Origin of the sequence: Halalkalibacter wakoensis JCM 9140 (assembly GCF_000513095.1) — a bacterium.
Classification (GTDB): Bacteria; Bacillota; Bacilli; order Bacillales; family Bacillaceae_D; genus Halalkalibacter; species Halalkalibacter wakoensis.
Genome location: NZ_BAUT01000061.1, coordinates 1 through 22,341 on the forward strand (window position 1 = coordinate 1; position 22,341 = coordinate 22,341).

At 39.1% G+C, this 22,341-nt stretch carries 19 protein-coding genes, 1 tRNA gene and 2 pseudogenes; all 22 read right to left on the reverse strand.

Annotated elements, in window-relative coordinates:
* Positions 1–412 precede the first annotated feature (412 nt).
* Entirely contained in the window at positions 413–2,929 is a 2,517-nt protein-coding gene (gene spoIIE / locus JCM9140_RS17095; protein ID WP_034749317.1) for a stage II sporulation protein E, read from the reverse strand.
* A 779-nt stretch (positions 2,930–3,708) separates the two neighbouring features.
* Positions 3,709–3,785, reverse strand: a tRNA-Met gene (locus JCM9140_RS17100).
* Positions 3,786–3,922: 137 nt separating this feature from the next.
* The gene (locus JCM9140_RS17105; RefSeq protein ID WP_034749320.1) at positions 3,923–4,432 is read right to left on the reverse strand and encodes a S1 domain-containing RNA-binding protein; all 510 of its coding nucleotides are present in this window, start codon (positions 4,430–4,432) and stop codon (positions 3,923–3,925) included.
* Between the two features lie 73 nt (positions 4,433–4,505).
* A complete protein-coding gene (locus tag JCM9140_RS17110) occupies positions 4,506–4,886 on the reverse strand; it encodes an FtsB family cell division protein (protein ID WP_034749323.1) in 381 nt (126 codons plus the stop codon).
* 11 nt (positions 4,887–4,897) lie between these two features.
* The gene (gene yabQ, locus JCM9140_RS17115) at positions 4,898–5,485 is read right to left on the reverse strand and encodes a spore cortex biosynthesis protein YabQ (RefSeq protein WP_034749325.1); all 588 of its coding nucleotides are present in this window, start codon (positions 5,483–5,485) and stop codon (positions 4,898–4,900) included.
* Positions 5,482–5,793: a sporulation protein YabP gene (yabP, locus tag JCM9140_RS17120; RefSeq protein ID WP_034749330.1), complete on the reverse strand. Its 312-nt coding sequence runs from the start codon at positions 5,791–5,793 to the stop codon at positions 5,482–5,484. The genes yabQ and yabP overlap by 4 nt, the downstream gene beginning before the upstream one ends.
* A 79-nt stretch (positions 5,794–5,872) precedes the next feature.
* Positions 5,873–6,130 (reverse strand): RNA-binding S4 domain-containing protein, encoded by a 258-nt coding sequence (locus JCM9140_RS17125; protein WP_034749332.1) that lies wholly within the window; start codon positions 6,128–6,130, stop codon positions 5,873–5,875.
* Between the two features lie 12 nt (positions 6,131–6,142).
* Entirely contained in the window at positions 6,143–7,609 is a 1,467-nt protein-coding gene (yabN, locus tag JCM9140_RS17130; RefSeq protein WP_034749334.1) for a bifunctional methyltransferase/pyrophosphohydrolase YabN, read from the reverse strand.
* Positions 7,606–9,201 (reverse strand): putative polysaccharide biosynthesis protein, encoded by a 1,596-nt coding sequence (locus JCM9140_RS17135; protein WP_034749338.1) that lies wholly within the window; start codon positions 9,199–9,201, stop codon positions 7,606–7,608. Before JCM9140_RS17135 ends, yabN begins: the two co-directional genes overlap by 4 nt.
* A gap of 135 nt (positions 9,202–9,336) precedes the next feature.
* Positions 9,337–9,876, reverse strand: a complete 540-nt coding sequence (gene spoVT / locus JCM9140_RS17140) for a stage V sporulation protein T (protein ID WP_034749341.1) — start codon at positions 9,874–9,876, stop codon at positions 9,337–9,339.
* 183 nt (positions 9,877–10,059) lie between these two features.
* Positions 10,060–13,579 (reverse strand): annotated as a pseudogene (mfd, locus tag JCM9140_RS17145) (transcription-repair coupling factor).
* A gap of 184 nt (positions 13,580–13,763) precedes the next feature.
* A complete protein-coding gene (gene fin / locus JCM9140_RS17150) occupies positions 13,764–13,991 on the reverse strand; it encodes an anti-sigma-F factor Fin (protein WP_034749344.1) in 228 nt (75 codons plus the stop codon).
* 67 nt (positions 13,992–14,058) lie between these two features.
* A complete protein-coding gene (gene pth / locus JCM9140_RS17155) occupies positions 14,059–14,616 on the reverse strand; it encodes an aminoacyl-tRNA hydrolase (protein WP_034749347.1) in 558 nt (185 codons plus the stop codon).
* A 139-nt stretch (positions 14,617–14,755) separates the two neighbouring features.
* Positions 14,756–15,388, reverse strand: coding sequence for a 50S ribosomal protein L25/general stress protein Ctc (locus JCM9140_RS17160; protein ID WP_034749350.1), 633 nt, complete (start codon positions 15,386–15,388; stop codon positions 14,756–14,758).
* 102 nt (positions 15,389–15,490) lie between these two features.
* Positions 15,491–16,441 carry a ribose-phosphate diphosphokinase gene (locus JCM9140_RS17165; protein ID WP_034749352.1) on the reverse strand — a complete coding sequence of 317 codons (951 nt, stop codon included), beginning with the start codon at positions 16,439–16,441 and terminating at the stop codon, positions 15,491–15,493.
* Between the two features lie 105 nt (positions 16,442–16,546).
* A complete protein-coding gene (gene glmU / locus JCM9140_RS17170) occupies positions 16,547–17,908 on the reverse strand; it encodes a bifunctional UDP-N-acetylglucosamine diphosphorylase/glucosamine-1-phosphate N-acetyltransferase GlmU (RefSeq protein WP_034749355.1) in 1,362 nt (453 codons plus the stop codon).
* Between the two features lie 177 nt (positions 17,909–18,085).
* Positions 18,086–18,379 carry a septation regulator SpoVG gene (spoVG, locus tag JCM9140_RS17175; protein WP_034749359.1) on the reverse strand — a complete coding sequence of 98 codons (294 nt, stop codon included), beginning with the start codon at positions 18,377–18,379 and terminating at the stop codon, positions 18,086–18,088.
* 676 nt (positions 18,380–19,055) lie between these two features.
* A complete protein-coding gene (locus JCM9140_RS17180; protein WP_034749361.1) occupies positions 19,056–19,430 on the reverse strand; it encodes a RidA family protein in 375 nt (124 codons plus the stop codon).
* Positions 19,427–20,278 (reverse strand): pur operon repressor, encoded by an 852-nt coding sequence (gene purR, locus JCM9140_RS17185; RefSeq protein WP_034749363.1) that lies wholly within the window; start codon positions 20,276–20,278, stop codon positions 19,427–19,429. The genes JCM9140_RS17180 and purR overlap by 4 nt, the downstream gene beginning before the upstream one ends.
* A gap of 68 nt (positions 20,279–20,346) precedes the next feature.
* Positions 20,347–21,200: pseudogene (gene ispE, locus JCM9140_RS17190) on the reverse strand (4-(cytidine 5'-diphospho)-2-C-methyl-D-erythritol kinase).
* Between the two features lie 215 nt (positions 21,201–21,415).
* Positions 21,416–21,595: a small, acid-soluble spore protein, alpha/beta type gene (locus tag JCM9140_RS17195; RefSeq protein ID WP_034749365.1), complete on the reverse strand. Its 180-nt coding sequence runs from the start codon at positions 21,593–21,595 to the stop codon at positions 21,416–21,418.
* A 144-nt stretch (positions 21,596–21,739) separates the two neighbouring features.
* Complete coding sequence (gene veg, locus JCM9140_RS17200) at positions 21,740–22,006, reverse strand: biofilm formation stimulator Veg (RefSeq protein WP_034749367.1); 267 nt, start codon at positions 22,004–22,006, stop codon at positions 21,740–21,742.
* Positions 22,007–22,341 lie beyond the last annotated feature (335 nt).

The following is a 22,341-nucleotide window of genomic DNA, read 5'->3' on the forward strand; positions in this document are numbered from 1 at the left end:
AAAAAGGGCGATCTCCCCTTTTTGTAAAACTCGAAGCATGTGCAGAGCCGTCGTTGTCTCTTAAGCCTTTTAAGCGCTCTTCTTAAAAGGCGCACGACGCGCGGAGCCATGCTTACTCTCCAATAGACTACTAACCCTCAATCAGAAAAAGGGCGATCTTCCCTTTTTGTAAAACTGGAAGCATGTGCGAAGCCGTCATTGTCTCTCCTACTAACTCTCGCAAAAATGTTCTTCCCTTTTTAATAGAAAACGAAACTATGATGAAGCAAGTACTCCTCAATAGCATACTTATAGTGCTTCAGGCTAACGCACTAAAGGTATCCTCTTTATAAAAGAATAGAGAGGATACCTCTAAACTAGCGAAGTGTATGTCCGAAGCGGCGCTTGAGAGCAACGAATCATTACAAAGTCCTTACGAAGACGCTAACTTCCTCTTTCCTCTTTTCTTTACTAACTTTGGCGATTTATAAAGAGGAATGGCTGACCATTTTGGCGTATTCCGTTTTACTTTTGCCACTATAACAGTCATATCATCATCAATGTTCCCTTGCCCATCTCGAATAATTTTTTCGAGAATCACATCTGCAATTTCCTGCGGATCATCAGTTTTCAACTCACTTAACAACCGTTTCATCCACATTTCTTTGTTTTCGACATGCTTTGGCGCATCATAAATTCCATCGCTCATCATAACTAATAAATCACCAGCTTTGAGCTGTTCACTGACGACATCCACATCAAATTCTTGAATCATCCCCATCGGCAGATTGCTCGCTTCTACTTTTATTACATGAGAGCCTCGCTTTATAAAACTTGGAATCGAACCTATCTTCAAGAATCTCGTTGTAGCATCCTGCAAATCAATCATTGCTAGATCTAGTGTTGAGAAAATCTCATCGGTTGTACGTAAGGAAAGAACCGAATTAACTGATTTAATCGCAACCGTCTCCTCAATTCCCGATTGTAGAACCTTTTGAAGAAGCTGTAATGTCTCGTTACTTTCAAGGTGAGCCCTTTCTCCATTCCCCATTCCATCACTGATTGCTATCGCATATTTTCCAGACCCTAACTCAATAGTAGAATAGCAATCTCCTGAAACATAGGCTCCTCCTTTTGCTACATGGGCAACCCCTGTATCGACGACGAATTGTTTTGCAGAGCCAAACGAAACATGACTATACCCATTTGGATAAAACCCATTCTCTTCTTTTTTGACAATGACGGTTTCATTTAATAGATCTGACAAAATAGGTGCAATGATTTTTTCACTTTGTCCATGTCCATTGTCGCCTGAAAGGCTCATTTCAATTTCTAAATTGCCTTTTTCTAAACTATAAATATCAATATGTCCAATTTCCAAACCAACTTCACGCAAGGCATCTAACATTTGCTCTTCTTGATAATGATGAGCTTCTTTTTCTTTCTGAATTTCTTTCGCAAAATCACCCATCACTCTTGAAACCCCTAACAATTGGTCCGCTACTAATCTTCTGCTCTCCATCACTTGACGTTTTAATTTTTGATTAGCTTGGTATTGACCATGTTCATGTCGAATTGCGTGAACGACTTTTTCTGGTTTAATGCACTCTTTCTTCCAGTCTTTCATGAAAATTTGATCTTTAATTTCTCCATACTCTTCTGTTTCAGTCATAATTCTTTGCATAGAATCATATGTTTTATTAAAGTTCTGAACCCAGCATCGTTCTTTTTTGAAACATGTTTGACACGTTTTCTCGGTTACGTTACTTAGAAAATAATCAACTTCTCTTTCTTGATCTTCACTATTAGACATTTGAGCTGGAGTATGAAAACTATTAGACAGCGTTTGAAATAAAGTGGAGAATTGTTCCACTCTACCAGCTGTTAAATCTCTAATTTTACGCAAGTATTGTTGCTGTTCTTTAGAATGTTCAATTGTACCCGGAATGAATCTAGCAAGATTCGTGAATACACTTTTAGGAGTTAAAAAGAAGACCAAAATGGCAACCAACGATTCCATTAACGTGATCGACACTTGCGTGGCACCTTCGCCATATAATCCTATTAAAAGTGTTCCAACAAGAAGACCAATCCCAACACCGACTTTTTTTCCTTCTTTTAAGAGTCCACCTAATAAACCAGCAAAAGCGAGCAAGCTCATTTGATAGAGACTAGCTACACTAGCCAAACTTAGAATTAAACCTGTCACAACACCTACGGTCGAACCAATCGCTGCCCCACCAACAAAGGCAAAAGCAAGAACTAAATACCTTGCGAGAACATGCTCAACGGTCATGTCATAAATCATCCAACCCACCGTACCTGTCATGACAGAAGCCAATAAAATGATAAGACAGACAATTTCTTCATTTCTTAAAGGTTGTTTCAATTTTCGCGATGTCACAATCGGGACACTCTGCAAAAAGATCATCGTTAAAATAAAACTCAAGCCTGCCTCTACAGTCGCCATCATTAACGCGTAACTCGTTACCGTTCCTTCTAGGGTAAAAACCATCCCTAGTCGTGTCATGAGACTTGCTGCAAACACCGTGTACGGTAATGCTTTCGTCATATCTTTTGCATATTTTGCTACTACTTTTTGTAGCAATACGTATACAATGATCGCTGCAATCACAAAGCCAATTTGACCATGATAACCGGTTAAAGCCCCAGCCACTAATGACAAAGCTGCAATGGGTGCCCGTTCACGTTTTAACATGTAAACAGCGGCTAAAAACGGTAGCACAAAAGGTGTTAACTCAGATAAAATCATGGCTCTCCCTAATAGGAAACCAACAATTGCTATTACCAAACCATATTGAAAAAAGACAGCCTTCGTTCCTGCAGAGACTTTTTCGATCACTCCTAACGACAAGCTCGTCCACTTATTCCGTATGGACCTTCCATCTTCAGCGGGTTCCGTCCATTCCTTTGTCAATTTCTGAAGCATCAACATCCACCACCCTAGTTTTATTCGTGCTCTCATTATAAACAGAAGAGCTGTTCACATTTTGTCAAAATCACAAGTCGAATCAAAAAAAACGTTCGACTCTTTTCGGCGTTCTTTTGTATGAATAGCTAAAGAGTGCAGGTTAAAGGACGTTAGAATCAACTTTTATGGGGGATTCATGCTATCTTTGGAGAAACTTGTTTTAGTTTTTTATTTTGTTGTATTTACTATTTGAGGCCACTGAAAAAGTGCTCGTCTATTTCGGATTTAAAAAGGAGCTTCGATCTCGCTCCCGGGATGGGGGGTAAGATAGAAATTCCCTACTCTTCAACGATCAAAAGAAAATAGGAGAAATAGCGTAAAAAGGCCTTTGGAAAGCGAAACTCAGAAGGCTTTTTGTCTACAGTCTGAAGTTTAATTTTCATCAAACATTTAAGGGAAAGATTGTTTAATCTCTAATTTAAAATAAACACATTTAAAGTTAAACACGTACCCCTAGCAGGGGAATGACACGGAGACTCCCGCGGGACCAGCGACCCACGTGTGAGACCCCGGAGGCGTCAGCCGAGGAGGCTCACCGGGCACCCGCGGAAAGCGTAGTGTCATTCCCCTGCGGCTGGTTACCCAATGACTTGTGTAAAAAAATTCCTGCTTTCTACAAAGCTAGTGCTTTTTTCTTAATGTATTTGTTCCATTACCTTCAGCTACTCGCCTTAAAAACAAATGATCACACAAAAAAACCTGCACTGAAAACAGTACAGGTTTGTCATATGTATAATTGGTAGCGGCGGAGGGAGTCGAACCCACGACCTCACGGGTATGAACCGTACGCTCTAGCCAGCTGAGCTACACCGCCACGTATCGCTAATTGCGACATTTATTATATTATCAACAATACATTGATATGTCAACTTTATTTTTCATAAGAAAAAGGATAACTCTTGGTTAGAGTCATCCTTTTCTATTTATATGTCCTCGCATTAGAGCAGCAAGTTATCCTCTACGGGCGCCTCGACCCCCGCGTTTAGATTCTGTTTGACGCTTCAATGTTGAGATGCGCTCCTCACTATCCTTTAAGAAACGGCTCATTTTGTCTTCAAATGACAAAGACGGACGTGCTTGGTTGGGTCTTGGACCACGGCCACCTTGAGGTCGGTTTCCACCTTGCGGACGACCACTTGGGCGCTGTGAGTTGTTAAACGGACGACTTGGACGATCTGGGCGATCTGAACGATCCGGGCGAGCTGGACGCTCAGGCGCAGCCGGGCGATCAATTGCCTTACGAATGGAAAGTCCAATCTTCCCATCGTTTTCAACATTTACCACCTTAACTGTTACTTCGTCCCCAACCTTTAGAAACTCATTAATGTCCTTAACATAATTATCAGCGACTTCACTAATGTGTACAAGGCCTGTAGAACCACCCGGCAGCTCCACAAATGCACCAAAATGAGTGATTCCTGTAACCTTACCCTGTAACTTGCTGCCTACTTCGATTGACATGAAAAAATAGATCCTCCTTAAGAAATCTGAAAATGTTCATTTTTTATATTATACCTGAATCAAAAAAAATGTGTCAATTTGACGATGACCCAGGTAATTTGAATAACGTTTCACCCGGTTTTGTTAAAAAATAATCTCTTCTTGCAATTTCTGCAATATAATCAAGATCATTGTAATTAACTACGTCCTCACGTAATTGTGTTTCTTCTACCTGCAATTGCCTTAATTGCTCCTCTAACACAACTTGCTCTTGCCTTTTTTCATCTAACATAGATGCCTGGGTGTAAAGGGATACACAGGCAATACTCCCTAAAGCAATAACAACGATTGCTAAAACACTTAGCCTACGAAAAAGACCCTTTCGTTTTCTTGCCGCTAACTCTAGCTCTTGTTCTCGTTGCTGGATATAGGATTTATCCATTTCTCTCACTCTAGACGTACGATCTGTGACCATCTCATCACCCCTTATTCTTTCTTCTTCCTCATCGATTGGAAAAATTCCTTTATTTTACGTAAAATGGGTTGAACTTTTTTTGCTTGTTTTTCTAATCCTGTCCATCTGTAAAGAAGCAACAGCACCCATTTCAACGGTTTCCATATGATTCGAAGTAAGAACAACAGAACAGTCAAACAAGTTGTTAATACCATAATACATAAGGTATAGAGGAGTTTCAATAAGGACTTAATAGGGTTGATCAAGAATATTGTAAAAAGCTTAATCGTAATTCGGTAAATTTGGATAACTTTCTCAATTGTTTGCTCAAGTAATCTTTGGTAAAGGGTTCGGAATATAGCTTGATAAGCAGCAAATCCACATAAAAGTGCTAAAAAAATGTAAAACCGAATTTCACCGTAATTCGATTGAAGCAATACATAAAATACAACAAGAGCCTGTACGAGCCAAAAAAGGATATCATTACATGCAACGATCCAGTTAAACGAAGGTTTTGTTCGATGACGAGTGAAGCGCCCATACGTATCAATAGCTGCACCGATGTACATGCCCATGGCAGCCATTGATAGCATCGTATAGAACTGAATGGTTAGCGTCACTTAAACAACTTCCCAAAAAAGCCTTTTGATTTATCTTGCTGGCTTTGATCTAGATAGACTAAATCATATACCTTCCCTTCAATGGATACAATTCCTTGTTCAACGTTTAAATTTTTCATATGCAAGTTTTGCCCGCGTACAGATAAAAAGCCCATCACTGTCTCTAACAAAAATTCTTCGTTGTCAAAACTTTCAACTTGCTTCACACCTGTAATATCTAATTGTCTTCTTGCTTTTAAAATGACATCATGGTCATTGTTTTTCAGATCGCGTCCCATTGGTGTGCCAAACTCATAATGCTGATCCATTGAAAAATCCCTCCTCCATGTGCTTTCATAGCAGTGTATGAAGAAGGGATAAAAATTAGAACAAGCTCTATGGATTTCTCTATGACACCGGCGCTTCGCTTACGATCGTATACATGGTTGCTGCTTCTTCTTTTCGAACAACGTCACGGACATCATCAATTCTCACCGTTACAAGCTTTTGTCCAAATCGAAGCACGAGCTCGTCTCCTGCCTTTACATTAGACCCCGCCTTTGCAACTTGTCCATTAATCGTAATTCTACCTTGATCACACACTTCTTTTGCCAGTGTTCGACGTTTAATTAGTCTGGATACCTTTAAAAATTTATCTAACCTCATTACACAATCCCCCTATTTTTTTTCAAGTTTTTTTGCTTCTTCCCACTTTTGATCGAGTTCATCTAAAGTCATTTCCGTTACTTGCTTTCCTTCCTTTTGAAGAGCACTTTCTATATAGCGGAAACGTTTTGTAAACTTTTGATTAGTCCCTTTTAAAGCGTCTTCTGCATCAATGTCATAAAATCGAGCTAAATTAACGATGACAAATAAAATGTCACCAAGCTCTTTTTGCATCTTTGTAATATCGTTCTTTTTCACTTCAACGATAAATTCATCTATTTCTTCTTGCAACTTCTCCCACATTGGAGCGTCATCATCCCAGTCAAAGCCTACTTTAGCCGCTTTCTTTTGAAGCATCGTCGCTTCTATTAAAGCAGGTAATCCTTTTGGAACGGAGGATAAAATCGACTCACCTACTTCTTTGCCCTTCTCCTGTTTTTTGATTTCGTCCCAATTGCTCACAACCTCATCAGCGTCATTCACTGTTACATCAGAAAATACGTGTGGATGTCTTCTAATCATTTTCTCTGTAATGCTATAAATCACATCTTGAATTGTGAAAAATCCTTGATCCTCACCAATTTGAGCATGAAGCATAATTTGCAGCAACACATCCCCAAGCTCTTCGACTAAATGCTCGTCATCCTCCTCATCAATCGCCTCTAGTACTTCATATACCTCTTCAACAAAATACTTTTTCAACGATTCATGCGTTTGTTTTTGGTCCCAAGGACACCCATTCGGCCCTCGTAGTGTGGCAATAACATCACGTAACTTCGTAAATTCCCCATAAAGATCTTCCTCTTTTTGAACAGGGGGAATATAGACGGCTGTTAAATTATTCAAAGTCGTAACCCGATCTAATTCATAGAGTGGCACCTTCACCAGCTGTTCTTCCTTTGAACCGACTGCTGTTGCAATGGTTACTTCATAATCATCTGGAAGACGTTCCATTAAGGTTAACTTCACATCCGAAGCAATCAAGGCATCGTATACTTGAACGATGATTACATGATGAGTAAGTTCAAGTTCATCCCTTTTTAATGATGTACCATCGACAATTTGGCATCCCTCAATTGGGTCAATTTGCAATGAAGTGTACATGGCATCGAGGAAACTTTGACCGCCTAAAAACTCAAGTTCTACAGTTTCTTTACTACGCTCTTGCAACAAAAGTTGAATTGTTTTTTCAGCAACAAGGGGATGACCTGGCACCGCATACGTAATGGTTTTGTTTTCTTCTGCTTTTTTTAACAGCTTTTCGACAATTGTTTCATAGACCACTTCAAAATGATCATGCTGTTTATATACATCATCAAAGGAGATAAATGACACTCCTTCAGCTTCTAGTTCTACAACAGCTGGATGGTCTTTTGTACGGACATAGATGACGTCTTCTTTTTTGATGTGACGATAAATCCCTAAAGGCATTTGATCTAGGTCTCCTGCACCTAACCCTATCACATTTATTTTTTTCACACTGACCTTCTCCTTTTTACAAATCGCTCTCGAATTTTATTTATCTTAGGTATTTGCTTCCACTCGTCTTCTGTAAAAACCGAAAAAGAAAATAAACAAACCATAACGACCAAACCACCGACAATAGCTGAAGAAACCGCAATAACAGCATCTCCCATTCGACCTTCTAGAGGGGAGAAGGCGGTTAGTCCACTTTTCCATACTACTGTTACCATTAACATAAATAGCATAACAAGCCCAATTCGGCCATAGGCAACAAGTTCACCCATAAACAAATGACCTTTTTTATGTAGAATATAAATTAAATAAACAACCATTGCTGCAATGGAAATGACCGTTGACCACGCAGCCCCCATTGTAGAAAACATTGGAATAAGTAGGATATTTAATAAAAGTTTTATGCCTATACCGATGACCACTGCGATTGCGGGTACGAACGATAAATTGTAGCCTTGCAAAACCGCTGAAACCGTTACAAATAAAGAAGAGAAAATGATTGCAAAACTGAGGACTCCGAGAACATCCGATCCATTTTCGTTCGTAAACAACATATGATTAGTTGGTTCAATAATTACAGCAAGCCCAACTGTAGCAGCCCCCCCAATAAGAACGGTTAGTCGATACGAAAGGCTTTGATACTTCTTAGCAAGTGCTACGTTATCTTCCGCCACAGCTTTTGAAATCAGTGGCACAAGTGCTAAGGTTAGCGTCGTTGTCAGAACAGTACCGAGTTGAATAAGTGGTTGACCACGGTCATAAATACCTTTAATTTGATAGGTCATTTCTGGATATTCTCCACTCATTTGCAAAAAACGAACAACCGTAAACGCATCAACTAGTTGAATGAGGACGAACATAAGCGCACTTAAGCAAATAAAAATACTATGCTTAAACATAGGTGAGTGCTGTCTCCAAAAGTTTATGTCCCAGAATTCCCCTGGATGAACCAATTGTTTCAACGAAACTGCTTTTGTCACAAATAACAAAACAACAAACCCTACTATTCCCCCGAAAAAAGACCCATATGCTGCTCCTGCTCCTATTTGGTAAGCATCATAACCTGAACGGACAAAATAATACGTAAAACTTAAAATAAGGGTAACTCGGACCAATTGCTCCATAACATGTGACACAGCTGTGGGAACAAGTTGACCTTCGCCTTGATGATAGCCTCGACCAATGCTTAGAAATGGCAGCAAAAGTAAAACAAAGCTCATCGCTTGAATCGGTCCTGATAATTGTTCGTCACCCATAAGCTTTGCTATAGCAGGTGCAAATGAATAGATAAATAGCCAGCTAGCAAAAGCAACTAGCAACAGTCCATAAAAAAGGAAACTCGTTACTTTTTTGGCATCTTCATAAGCACCGATTGCGGTTAGTTCTGCTCTATGTTTTGACAAAGCAACTGGAAATCCATACATTGCAAGTGTCATGATAATCCCGTAAAGCGGGTATATTTGTTGGTAAACATAATAGCCGATATCCCCTGCCATATTTTGATAGGGAATACGATAAGCGGCACTTAGGATTTTGGCTAGTAAGGCCGCAGCTGATAAAAGCGCTACCCCTTTTAGTAAATCGTTATTTCTCACATGATTCTCACCTTTCTTTCCTCATCTTATCATATCAAAGGTAAATGTTGTAATCAGCGTATCGCGAACTATTTACATACATAAGAAAAAGCCCGTCCTCTTAGTAAAAGGCGAGCTTTTTCTATTATATGTGTATTATTGTTCCATTTGTCTTGCTAAAAAGCTTGCTGCTGTTTCGGCGAGCTTTTGTTCAATCGTTCCCGAAAGCTCTTGCTCTTTGCTAAAAATTACAACAGCTCCAATTGGATCTCCATTGGCAATAATCGGTGTCACAACATATCCTTTAAGGTCTTCTGTGTGGTCACCAACTAAATTATAATCTCCAGCTGTTGTTTCCACTTTTGTCTTTCTTTCATCCATAGCCTTCTCAACAAGTTCACCAATACCTTTGTTCGAAAACTCTTTCTTTGATGCTCCTGCAACCGCAATAAAGGTATCACGATCTGCGATAAGTACATTATGATTTAGACTATCGTAAAGGGCTTCTGCATACTCTTTTGCAAAATCACCTAACTCAGAAATAGGCGAATATTTCTTCAAAATCACCTCGCCATCACGATCAACGAAAATCTCGAGAGGATCTCCTTCTCGGATTCGAAGTGTTCTCCTGATTTCTTTCGGGATTACGACCCGTCCTAAATCATCAATACGACGTACGATTCCTGTAGCTTTCATACTGTATTGCCTCACTTTCTAATGATGTATTCACTTGATGGTAAGTGGTAAGAAAATAACCATTTCTTTTCTTATCTCTAGTATCTTTCGTAAAAAAAGAACTATTCACCAATTCATGAATTTGTTTGATATCCTAAACAATCCAACCATTCCATCAATTAGAAAAAGGACAGGTGTTCTTTCCTATTTTTTCGCTTCATGAAGGCCATGAATGATCTTTTCAATGAAGAGTAATACTTGCTCATCACTTAAGGATTTTGTTTTAATAACAAATTTAATTTTTTCTCCAGCCGTCCCTAAAATAACTTCTCTTCCAAGCTTATGGGCTACCTCAAATAATTTTGCTCCATCCATCTTCACCGACGTTTCTTCTGATAAGATCATTTCCACCTGATCTTTTGCTTCTGTAATTTGTTCGACTTTTTCCTTATTGGCAATTAATTTAATATGCGTTAGCCTTAATAGAAAATCGACTTGTTTTGGATATTCACCAAAACGATCAAACATCTCATCTTTCAAGTCCGTTAAATCACTGATTGATTCAGCACCCTTGAATCGTTTGTACATTTCAATTTTTTGCTTTGCATCTTGAATGTATGTTTCCGGAATATAGGCATCAATTTTTACATCAAGGTCCACTTGGAAAGGTGGTTCTTTCGGTTTATCTCCCTTTCGTTCTTCAATCGCATCTTTGAGCATTTGAGAATACAAATCAAACCCAACCGATTCAATAAATCCATGTTGTTGAGCTCCTAAGAGATTTCCTGCACCTCGAATCGTTAGATCCCGCATTGCAATTTTGAAACCAGATCCAAGCTCTGTAAACTCCTTAATGGCCTGTAATCTCTTTTCTGCTACTTCTGTTAATACTTTATCCCGTTGATACGTGAAATAAGCGTAGGCGACACGATTAGAACGTCCCACACGTCCGCGAATTTGATACAACTGAGAAAGTCCCATTTTATCGGCATCATAGATGATGAGCGTATTCACATTTGGTATATCCACACCTGTTTCAATAATTGTAGTCGTTACCAATACATCACTGTTACCCTCTAAGAAATCAAGCATGATGCTTTCTAATTCTCTTTCATTCATCTGCCATGGGCATAGCTAATTCTTGCGTCTGGAACAAGCATCGATAATTGTTCAGTCATTCTTTCAATATCCCCTACACGATTGTAAAGGAAATAAATTTGCCCACCTCTGCTCATTTCCCGTTCAATGGCTTCTCTGATCAATGCTGCATTGTATTCGACAACATAGGTTTGAACAGGGAAACGATTTTCAGGTGGTGTTTCAATTACAGATAAATCACGCACGCCAAGCATTGACATATGCAACGTCCTAGGAATCGGTGTTGCTGTCAATGTTAATACGTCTATATTTGCTTTTAGCTGCTTAATCTTTTCTTTATGTGTAACCCCAAACCTTTGCTCCTCATCAACAATAAGCAATCCTAAGTCTTTGAAGACCACATCTTTTGACAAAAGACGGTGGGTACCTACAATCAAATCAACGGAGCCGGCCTTTACTCCTTTTAAGGTTTCTGTCTGCTCCTTTTTGAGCGAAATCTACTTAAGACACCTATATTGAGTGGAAAGTCAGAGAACCTTTCCTTTATTGTTTCGTAATGTTGCTGAGCTAAAATGGTAGTTGGTACGAGTATGGCTACTTGCTTGCCATCCATAATGGCCTTAAAAGCGGCACGAATGGCAACCTCTGTCTTTCCATACCCAACATCTCCACATAACAAACGGTCCATTGGCCTTGTCTTTTCCATATCTTCTTTAATTTCTGCAATAGCTCGGATTTGATCTTCCGTTTCTTGATATTGAAACGATTGTTCAAATTCAGCTTGTTCATTGTTATCTTCTGAAAAAGCAAAGCCTACACTCGCTTCACGTTCGGCATATAATTTAATTAAGTCATCTGCAATGTCTTCAACTGATGACTGTACTTTCTTCTTAACCTTCTTCCAATCGTTCCCGCCTAGTGCGTAAATTTTCGGGTCCTTTTCTTCTGAACCAACATACTTCTGTACTTGGTCAATTTGCTCAACTGGTACATATAGCTTGTCATTGCCTGCATAACGTAAATGAAGGTAATCTTTATGTAACCCATTTATTTCAAGTGTCTCGACACCTAGGTACTTCCCAATTCCGTGATTTGTATGAACAACAAGATCTCCGACTTTTAATTCTGAGTAACTTTTTATCCGCTCGGCATTTGACATAGCCTGTTTTCGTTGAGGTCGCTTTGTTTGTTTTTTTGCAAAAACTTCTTCCTCTGTAAGTACAACAAGTTTGCTTGAAGGCAGTTCAAAACCTGATTGCAAACTCCCGACCATAATTTGCACTCGTCCACTAACCAGTTCTGTAGCTTGTTCAATGATTCTTGTATCAATTCCTTCTTCCTCTAAGTTAAGCGATAAGCGCTTAGCCCGGTCCTTGGATTCTGCAAGAAATACGATCGCTTGATTACTCTTCATCCAACGGTTCACTTCTGAAACTAATAGCTCCATTTGTCCATGAAACTGTTGCATGGATTTGCAAGCAATTGTTAGGACGTTTTCTGGGTTTGTTGCTGCTACATGCTTTAAGAAAAGCGATAAATAAACGATTGGGAAGCTAACTTTTTTCAGAACTTCAAAAACCGGAACAGACATGGAAACATCATGAACAATTTCTCCTTGTTCGAGCAATGCTGTATTCCATTCAGCCTCTTCCTTCTCTAAATTATCAGAAATTTCCTTGATTCTTGACACTTCATCTAGCATAACAACGGTATTAGTCGGGGCATAGGAGAAGAGCGAGTGTTCACCTTCATAATAAAGTGACATATACTTGTACATACCTTGGAAGGTTGATTGTTGCTTTAATTGTCCAATTTCATAAGAAATATTTTGTGACAATTTCTCCTTCGTTTCCTTTGCCTTAACTTTTTTTAATGTTGTTGTTAATCCTTCCGTTAAGCGATCAACAGCATGCTGATAATGTTCTTTCTTTAAAAGAACTTCTTGAGCAGGTCCAATTGTTACTTCTTTTTTCTCTTCCTTTGATCGTTGTGTATCGACTTCAAATGTACGAATCGAGTCAACTTCCGTATCGAATAGCTCAACCCTTATTGGATCGGATTCTGTTAAAGGGTATAGGTCAATGATCCCACCGCGAACACTAACTTCTCCAGGAGCAGATACCATATCTACTCGTTGAAACCCCATCATCACTAGTTTCTCAAGTAAGGCGTTAAGGTTTCCTATATCAGATCCTAGTTCAATCTTAATTTGACTTTCTTTCCACAATGATACGGGTGGAAGCTGCCTTCTTACCCCAGCTAAAGGAGCAATGACAATTCCCTGAAACGAGTGTACCAATTTATTAAGTACATCGATTCTTTGTGCTTTCATTTCTGGGCTAGCTATAGCAATTTCTGCTGAAATGAGCTCGTTTACCGGATACAGCAAAACGTCGTCTTCACTTAAAAGTCCGACTAAGTCATCGTATAACTTTTGTGCTTGATACAAGTTATGTGTGACAACAAGCATGGGGCGTTTTGACTCTAAATAAATCGTTGACATAAATAGAGTTCGTGCTGAACCAGTTAAGCCAGAAATAAGTTGTTCTTTCATGTTTGCTTCTATACTATTTGAAACCGCTTTTATCTCATCGTTAATACGTAAATATTGTTGCAATCCAGACATGTTGTTCCCCCTGTTAGTTCGTTACCTTCTTCAAAACTCCACTCACTTATTTATGTAAATCATAAGGTTCTCTTTTCAACTATATTCTTATCCTCTTCTCTCTATTCTTTCTTCACGTTCGGAATCCTGCATCACATAACAGAAAAACGCTTTGGTTAGCAACCAAAGCTTTTCGTTCTTTTAATTATTGAATCAAATGATCTAATTGATGTAGTTCTGGATTCCGCGTTAGTGCTTCATGACAATCCTCACAAATCGCATGAACACTCATATCCCCATTCTCTTCATAAGAAACCATTTCGGTTCTTTCCGAATGGGTGAGATGATCAAAGCCTAACGATTGAGACTGCACTTCTTGATTGATCGCACCAAGATCTGTCTTACAATGTCTGCAATAATAATGAATGGCCAAGGCAAAAGCCTCCTTTAGCATACTAGTAACCATTATTATTAACATCAAAAAGATTCTCTATTCGATTTTAATTAAATTCATTCATGACTTCAAGAAAAGTCTTTGTCGTCCAAGCTTCTACTGCTTTTGAAGATTGAATGATGGACTCTTTTACATGCTCACGCTCTTCTTGTCGATATGTACCAAGAACATAATTAACAATGGACTCTCCATTTTGCGGTCGATCCACACCAACACGAATTCGTTTAAATTCAGGCGTCCCTAAATGTTGAATCAATGACTTAATGCCATTATGCCCGCCTGCACTTCCTTTTTGTCTTAATCTTATCTTTCCAACGGGTAAGTCCATGTCGTCATAAATGATAACTACATCTTCCACATCTATATCAAAGTAATCCATCAACGGACGGACACTTTCTCCTGATAAGTTCATATATGTTAACGGCTTTAGGAGGATAAGCTTTTCACCATTAATAACTCCTTTACCGAACATACCTTTAAACTTCGATTGGTCTAGTGTAATCCCTAATTCATTCGCAATATAATCAATACAATCAAATCCAACATTGTGGCGCGTTCCTGCATACTTTTGTCCAGGATTCCCCAAGCCGACAACTAACTTCACACTAGAACACCCCTTACTGTCTCTGTCTTCTATATATTCTATAGCAGACTCCTTATTCCTTCTTACGTCCTCTTAAAAAGGCTACTGAAAAGCCGTATACCTTTTCAGCAGCCACATATGATTATTTATTTCTTGCTTTTTATTCTTCTTCTGATTTGCCTTCTTCTGCTTCCTCGGCTTCTTCAGCTTGTTCATCAGGCGCTTGCTCGTTCTCAACTTCTGCAGCAGGAGCCTGTACCGTTACAATTGTTTCTTCATCTTCATTCGAAATATCAACAGAAACACTTGAACGAATATCCGCTACTTGAATCGAGTCTCCAATATTTAGGTTGGAAACATCAACAGAAATCTCCTCAGGAATCTCGCCAGGTAAACATCTGACCGTGATTTCATACATCAAATGGGAAACCATTCCACCTTCTTTTTCTCCAGGTGCTTCTCCATTTAATCGTACTGGAACATTCGCATCAATTTCAGACGTCATATCCACTTCAAAAAAGTCAATATGTGTATATTCATTTTTTAGAGGATCAATTTGTATATCATGAATCATAACTTGGTGTTTCTTTTTACCAGCTACATCAAGTGAGAACAACCCATTTTTCCCAACTTCCCTTACTGTTTTCAGAAAATCAATGCCCGTTACCGCAACTGGCTGACTCTCAATTTTATTACCGTACAAAACAGCAGGAACATAGCCTTCTTTACGGATTCTTCTTGTAGCAGACCCTCTAAGGTCCTCTCTTGGATTTGCTTGTAAGACAGATGCCATACGTATCACCTCAAATTAGATTTAAATCCTCTATATCATATGTTCCCTACTTAAGAAGATTTAAACGTTTTTTTACAATTTTAGGTGATTATCCAATCGTTCTTAATCAAATAATGTACTTACTGAAGCATGTTCATGAACACGAATAATCGCTTCTGCCATCAATGCCGCAACAGAAAGCTCAGTTACCTTTTCACTCTTTTTCTCATCATCTAAAACAATTGAATTAGTCACAACAAGCTCTTTAATTTTAGAGTTATTAATCCGTTCCATTGCTGGACCTGATAATACAGGGTGCGTACAGCATGCATACACCTCTTTAGCCCCATGCTCCACTAAAGCATTCGCTGCTAGCGTAATGGTACCAGCTGTATCAATAATGTCATCAATGATAATCGCTGTTTTGCCTTCAATGTTCCCAACGATATTCATGACTTCAGATACATTTGGTTTCGGTCTACGCTTATCAATGATCGCAATTGGCGCCTTTAAGCGGTCTGCCATTTTTCTAGCACGGACAACACCACCGTGATCCGGAGAGACAATGACAATATCATCTAGTTGCTTCTCTGCAAAATAATCAGCTAAAATAGGCACACCCATCAATTGATCTACAGGAATATCAAAGAATCCTTGAATCTGTGTCGCATGTAAATCAAGAGTTAACAATCTTGTTGCTCCAGCTGTCGTAATTAAGTTGGCAACTAATTTAGCTGTGATTGGCTCACGTGCACGAGCTTTACGGTCTTGACGAGCATAGCCATAATAAGGCATAACAACGTTAATGGTTCGAGCAGAGGCACGCTTTAGCGCATCAATCATAATTAATAGTTCCATTATGTGCTCATTAGCAGGAGCAGAGGTTGATTGAATAAGGTACACATCACACCCACGGATGCTTTCCTCAATATTAATTTGTACTTCCCCATCACTAAATCGAGTAACGGAACTTTTCCCTAACGGAACTCCAATATGTTCTGTTATTTCAGCCGCAAGACCTTTATTTGAATTTAATGTAAAAACTTTTAAGCTAGGATCGCCATATTTAGCCACAATTTTTTCCCTCCGGTATTCTAATTAACCTTTTATTAGACACTCTAACAAGCATTTTAGAATGATGGTTGAAAGAAGGCATACCTTTTTTCAACCATCTTTCGTTTATTTCTTTTTTACATAATCGGTTTTATTCGTTTGTCTGGCACGCGCAATTGAAAGTGATTCCCCCGGAACATCATCTGTAATGGTTGAACCCGCTGCTACTAGTGCATCTTTTCCAACTGTTACTGGAGCAATTAGATTTGCATTACATCCAATGAAAGCTCCATCTTCAATAACGGTCTTAAATTTGTTTTTCCCGTCGTAATTAACCGTAACCGCACCACAACTAAAGTTGACGTCTTTGCCGACTTCCGCATCTCCAATATAGCTTAAGTGGGAAGCTTTGCTGCCTTTACCCATACTCGCTTTTTTCACTTCAACGAAATTCCCAATTCGAACATCATCAGAAATAATGGAATCAGGGCGAATATGAGCAAACGGACCTATAGTTACAGTGTTTCCAACTTTACTATTATAAACTACAGATTGACGGATGTTGGTATCATTTTCAATCATACTATCTTTTATTTCTGTATGTGGCCCAATTGTGCAATTTTCGCCAATCTTTGTTTCACCAAGCACCATCGTTCCCGGATATAAAACCGTATCTTGACCAATAGAAGCTTCAGTTGAAATATACGTATTAATTGGATCAATAATGGTGACACCTTGCCTCATCCAATGTTCGTTGATTCGATGTTTCATGATGGTTTCCGCTTCAGCAAGTGCAACCCTGTCATTCACACCAAGTGTCTCATTAAAAGAAGGAGTTTGGTAAGCAGAAATCGTTTCTCCACTTTTTTGTAAGATTTCGATGACATCAGGAAGGTAATACTCTCCTTGTGCGTTGTCATTGCCAACTTTTTTCAAAGCATCAAAAAGAGCAGCATTGTCAAAACAGTACGTTCCTGTATTGATTTCATTTACACTACGCTCTGCTTCTGTTGCATCTTTATGCTCAACAATTCTTTCAACAAGTCCTTCTTTATTACGAATCACTCGGCCATACCCTGTAGGATCGGGCGCAACTGCTGTTAAGATTGTCGCCTTAGCCTTTTCCTTATCATGGCATGATAGCAAATAATCAATCGTTTCGGCCGTTAACAATGGTGTATCACCGCAAAGTACAACCGTCGTGCCTTCCTTGCCCTCTAAAATACTCGCTGCTTGCATAACGGCATGCCCTGTTCCTAATTGTTGCTCCTGTACAACATAAGAGACTTCCTCTCCCAATTGCTGTTGAACAACTTCGGCTCCAAACCCAACTACCGCAACTTTCTCTTTAAATCCTAAGCTAGAAACTTGATCGACAACATGTTGAACCATTGGTTTTCCACAAACCGGATGAAGCACTTTATATAATTTTGACTTCATTCTTGTTCCTTGACCAGCTGCTAGTATAACCGCATAACGATTGCTCATAATTCCCCTCCAGGCGTTGCATTTTCCCTTACGAATATATCTTAAAACGGTAGTCTTTTCAAGGAAATATCCGTTTTAAATGCAACGGCAATCATTTTGCTACTTCTTCATGAATATTGATCAAGTATTTTTTATAAAATTCAAAAAAGAAAGAGCTATAATGGGACTCTTTCTTTTTTAAGAAGCTCCAGCTTCTTCAAACTCAATTTCTTCAAATTCTCCTGCTTTTTCATATTCTGTCAAAACAGCCGTTTGTATTTTCTCCCTTGTTTGGGAAGAGATAGGGTGTGCAATATCACGAAATTCACCGTCTGGGGTTCTTTTGCTAGGCATTGCAACAAATAACCCATTATTACCATCGATTACGCGAATATCGTGCACCACAAATTCATGGTCAATCGTTATAGAAGCTATTGCTCTCATACGGCCTTCCGTATTCACTCGTCGCAATCTCACATCTGTTACCTGCATTGTTGGCCACCACCTAATATTTGTTTATTCCTACTTAACCATTTCTTCATTACTTCTCTATTTCCTTCTTTAGACAAAAACTTTTTTTATTTTTTTATTGATTTTTTTGAAAACTGCTAAAAAAGGTGGTATTTCAACAGCATTTTTGTCGAACCGGTTACATTTATTTAGTTAGATTTTTTTGTTTTATTAGATGGTTTTGTTTTTGTAAGCCACTCGCACCTGCAGGGAGGTGCCGATGCGAATTTGCCTGTTGGTCTAGCCCTACCTCTTCTTTAGACTGAAAAAGTGCCTAACTGCCGCAGGGGAATGACACTTCGCTTTCCGCGGGTGCCCGGTGAGCCTCCTCGGCTGTGGGGTCTCACACGTCGGTCACTGCTCCCGCAGGAGTCTCCGTGTCATTCCCCTGCTAGTATCAGCTTTTCATACTCTCAATCCAAGATCCAACGATGATGCCTTTCTCGGGCAAAGCTCCCTTTTAAGTCCGAAGTAAACGAGCACTTTTTCAGTGGCTTCCCTCTTCTTCTCGCAGTCGAGTGGCTTTCGCTCCATTTACTTAAGAGAAAGAAGTATACTCCCTAGTAAAATCACTACAAAACCGTTTTTTAAAAAACTGCAATTGTGATTGAGTATAAAAAGAGGACAAGAAATCCTCTGGACTCTTGTCTCTTGTTTTTTATTTTACTAATGCAATGACTTCAATCTCAACTAATACATCTTTCGGTAGACGAGCTACCTCAACACAAGATCGTGCAGGTTTATGAGAACTGAAATATTCGCCATACACTTCATTAATACGTGGAAAATCATTCATATCTTTAATGAACACAGTTGCTTTCACAACTGTCTCAAATGAAGCTCCAGCCTCTTCTAAAACGGCTTGCATATTTTTGAATACTTGATGTGTTTGCTCTTCAACTGTTCCTTGCACTAATTCTCCTTCGGCATTTAAAGGAATTTGACCAGAACTATAAAACATGTTGTTTACAATAACCCCTTGAGAGTATGGACCAATCGCATCTGGCGCTTTTGATGTGTGTACGATTTTCATTTGTTCTCCTCCAGTTCAACTGTTTTTAATAAATCTAAAACGCTTCCCGCTTCAACGGTAATCGTTTTATTCCTAACATCAACATTAGATAACTTTGTAATCGACATGTACTCATCTACTAAACGCTCTTCTACCCCAACAGACTCTACCAACACGCCAATTCCCACTAACTCGGCTTCAAATTCTTCGAGTAAGTCCATCATTCCCCGAATCGTTCCACCGGCTTTCATAAAGTCATCAACAATAAAGACACGCGAGCCAGGAGCTAAGCTTCGACGAGCTAAAGTCATCGTCTGAATTCGTTTTGATGAGCCTGATACGTAGTTAATACTAACCATCGACCCTTCTGTCACTAAATGATCCCGTCTTACAATGCTTACTGGCACATTTAGATATTGTCCAACTGCATAAGCAAGCGGAATTCCTTTTGTTGCCACTGTTAAAACAGCATCAATTTTTTGATTAGCTAGCACAGAAGCAAACACTTGTCCAAGACGTTGAATAAATTTTGGATTTCCAAGCAGATCCATCATATATAGATAACCACCAGGAAGAATACGTTCTGGTACAGCTAACTGTTCAATGACTTCATTTACAAATTCCTCAGCCTGTTCTGGGTGAATTCTTGGAATAAACTTAACTCCTCCGCTTGCACCTGAGATCGTCAAAAGGGAACCGTACCCTTCATCCTCAAAGATTTCTTTTACTATAACTAAATCTTCACTAATCGAAGACTTTGCTGACTGGTACCGTTCCGAAAAATGTGTAAGAGATATAACCTCATGTGGGTGCTGCAACAAAAAATAGGTCATATCAACAAGGCGACCACTTCGTTTAAGCTTTTTCATACGACCTCCACTAAAACCGAATCTTTTTTAATTAATATATCACGTTTGTTCGGTTTTTATCAAGTGCATTAAGAACGAATCAGACGAACAGCATAAACATCCTGACAAAAGCCTCGTAATCCATTATACACACGGTGTAATCTTGATTCATGCTCCACTAACCCAAAAACAGTAGGTCCGCTACCACTCATCAAAACACCATCTGCACCGAAGCGAATCATTTGTTGCTTAATCTTTTTCACCTCTGGATGCATGTCCAATGTTACTGACTCCAGTACATTATGTAAGTTTGCACAAATTCCTTCAAAGCTTTGCTCTTCAATCGCACGAATCATCGCTTTTGTGTTTGCATGTTCCACTTCGTCAACTTTCAGCCGTCGGTACACTTCCGCTGTCGAAACACCAATTGGAGGCTTCGCTAGAATAACCCAACAAGGTGGCGGTGAGGGGATTTTTTCGATTAACTCTCCACGGCCTGTCGCAAGAGCCGTTCCTCCATATACACAAAAAGAAACATCCGAGCCTATTTCTGCCCCTAATTCAGCAAGCTCATCCATCGTAAGTCCTAATTGCCACAGTTGATTGAGCCCTTTTAATGTCGCAGCGGCATCACTGCTCCCACCGGCCAAACCAGCAGCAACAGGTATTCTTTTTGTAATATAAATGGATACCCCTTTTTTACATGATACCTTTTCTTTAACAAATCAGCTGCTTGATATGCCAGATTGCGTTGATCATTTGGAACAAACCCCTCTGATACATCAACAACAATTTTGCCATCATCTCGATCAGTCAGATCAATTCTGTCCGCTAAATCGACCATCGTCATGATCATTTCAACTTCATGAAAGCCATCATCTCTTTTTCGTATGGCATCAAGCGATAAGTTAATTTTCGCTGGTGCTTTTACTGAACATCTCACAATCGTCACCTTCTATAATCCATTTGCTTACGCTATTTTATCACTTGTCCTGTAAACATACCACCTGTTGTCGATTTTTCCACAATATAGTCTTATAATCATACACTAAAACCAACCATTAGAAAAATATAGAAAAAAAGCTGTCTCAAAATCTTCTCGTCCACTCTTTAGGAAGAGGAGAAAATTTTTTGAAACAGCCTTATAGTCATCGACAATTATTTTTGTTGATTAGCAAGTTGTTGCTCAGCAATTTCAATTGCTCTTTTGACCATATTTCCAGCATCCCTTGAACGTATTCCGCCCCAGCCTTCTTTCTGAACAGTGTCATAAAAGCCGAGCTCTTTCGCAAGTTCCTCTTTAAATTGATCAGACATGACTCCTCTACGTCTACTCATGTCACAACAACTCCTTTTTTCTGCAGATCAGAAAATGTCACTGTTTTAGTGACATGCATAGTATCCGCCATAACCAAAACAAATATAACCCTCTGAAATTTACCTTCAGAGGGTTATATTTGTTTGTATATCAGCCAGTTTACACTACGCCTTTAAAACAGTTGAATCCATTCCTTCTTCACAAAGCAAGAGTTCTACTGTTTCCGTTAGAATATCAGCATAACTATAAGAAACTCGCTCGAATGCATTTTGTTGCTCATCTAATTTTACGATGAACACAGAAGGGTATGTTTCTTCAAGTAGACCAGAACGCTCCGACGTTTTCCGACGACCACCATTTGCCTTAATCGTAATTCTTTTCCCAACATTAGCATCCAATGCACGCTTAATGTCAATCAACGTTTTTGCCATTACGACACCCCACCTCACTGTATGTGTAGTATAGCACAATCTACATTTTTCGTCAAATAAATTTAAAATTATATCAATTGAACAAGAATCTTGTCAATCTATTTTGATCGAAAAAAATAAAATAGTACCACTACTAATCGTAGTTAGTATGTCTCGAATAAAAAAATTATGTATTGAAGAAATATTTAAGCATTAAAGAAAAAAAGTGCCTTTTCTTTTTTTCTTTAATGCTTAAGCGATGAGTGGAGCCGCCGTTGGCTCTTTAGCCTTTTGAATGGGCTTCTCAAAAGGTTGTTTTGGCATGCTTTCATAATGGGTAAAGCGTTCTTCCGATA

Excerpts from the sequence above, each read along its gene's own strand:
- yabP (WP_034749330.1), bottom strand. The coding sequence starts at position 5,793 with ATGGATCAGCATTATGAGTTTGGCACACCAATGGGACGCGATCTGAAA.
- JCM9140_RS17110 (WP_034749323.1), bottom strand. The coding sequence starts at position 4,886 with ATGGTCACAGATCGTACGTCTAGAGTGAGAGAAATGGATAAATCCTAT.
- JCM9140_RS17105 (WP_034749320.1), bottom strand. The coding sequence starts at position 4,432 with ATGTCAATCGAAGTAGGCAGCAAGTTACAGGGTAAGGTTACAGGAATC.
- spoVG (WP_034749359.1), bottom strand. The coding sequence starts at position 18,379 with ATGCAGGTAACAGATGTGAGATTGCGACGAGTGAATACGGAAGGCCGT.
- JCM9140_RS17160 (WP_034749350.1), bottom strand. The coding sequence starts at position 15,388 with ATGGCATCTGTCTTACAAGCAAATCCAAGAGAGGACCTTAGAGGGTCT.
- spoVT (WP_034749341.1), bottom strand. The coding sequence starts at position 9,876 with ATGAAAGCTACAGGAATCGTACGTCGTATTGATGATTTAGGACGGGTC.
- veg (WP_034749367.1), bottom strand. The coding sequence starts at position 22,006 with ATGGCAAAAACGTTGATTGACATTAAGCGTGCATTGGATGCTAATGTT.
- JCM9140_RS17180 (WP_034749361.1), bottom strand. The coding sequence starts at position 19,430 with ATGAAAATCGTACACACATCAAAAGCGCCAGATGCGATTGGTCCATAC.
- JCM9140_RS17125 (WP_034749332.1), bottom strand. The coding sequence starts at position 6,130 with ATGAGGTTAGATAAATTTTTAAAGGTATCCAGACTAATTAAACGTCGA.
- spoIIE (WP_034749317.1), bottom strand. The coding sequence starts at position 2,929 with ATGCTTCAGAAATTGACAAAGGAATGGACGGAACCCGCTGAAGATGGA.
- JCM9140_RS17195 (WP_034749365.1), bottom strand. The coding sequence starts at position 21,595 with ATGAGTAGACGTAGAGGAGTCATGTCTGATCAATTTAAAGAGGAACTT.
- glmU (WP_034749355.1), bottom strand. The coding sequence starts at position 17,908 with ATGAGCAATCGTTATGCGGTTATACTAGCAGCTGGTCAAGGAACAAGA.
- purR (WP_034749363.1), bottom strand. The coding sequence starts at position 20,278 with ATGAAAAAGCTTAAACGAAGTGGTCGCCTTGTTGATATGACCTATTTT.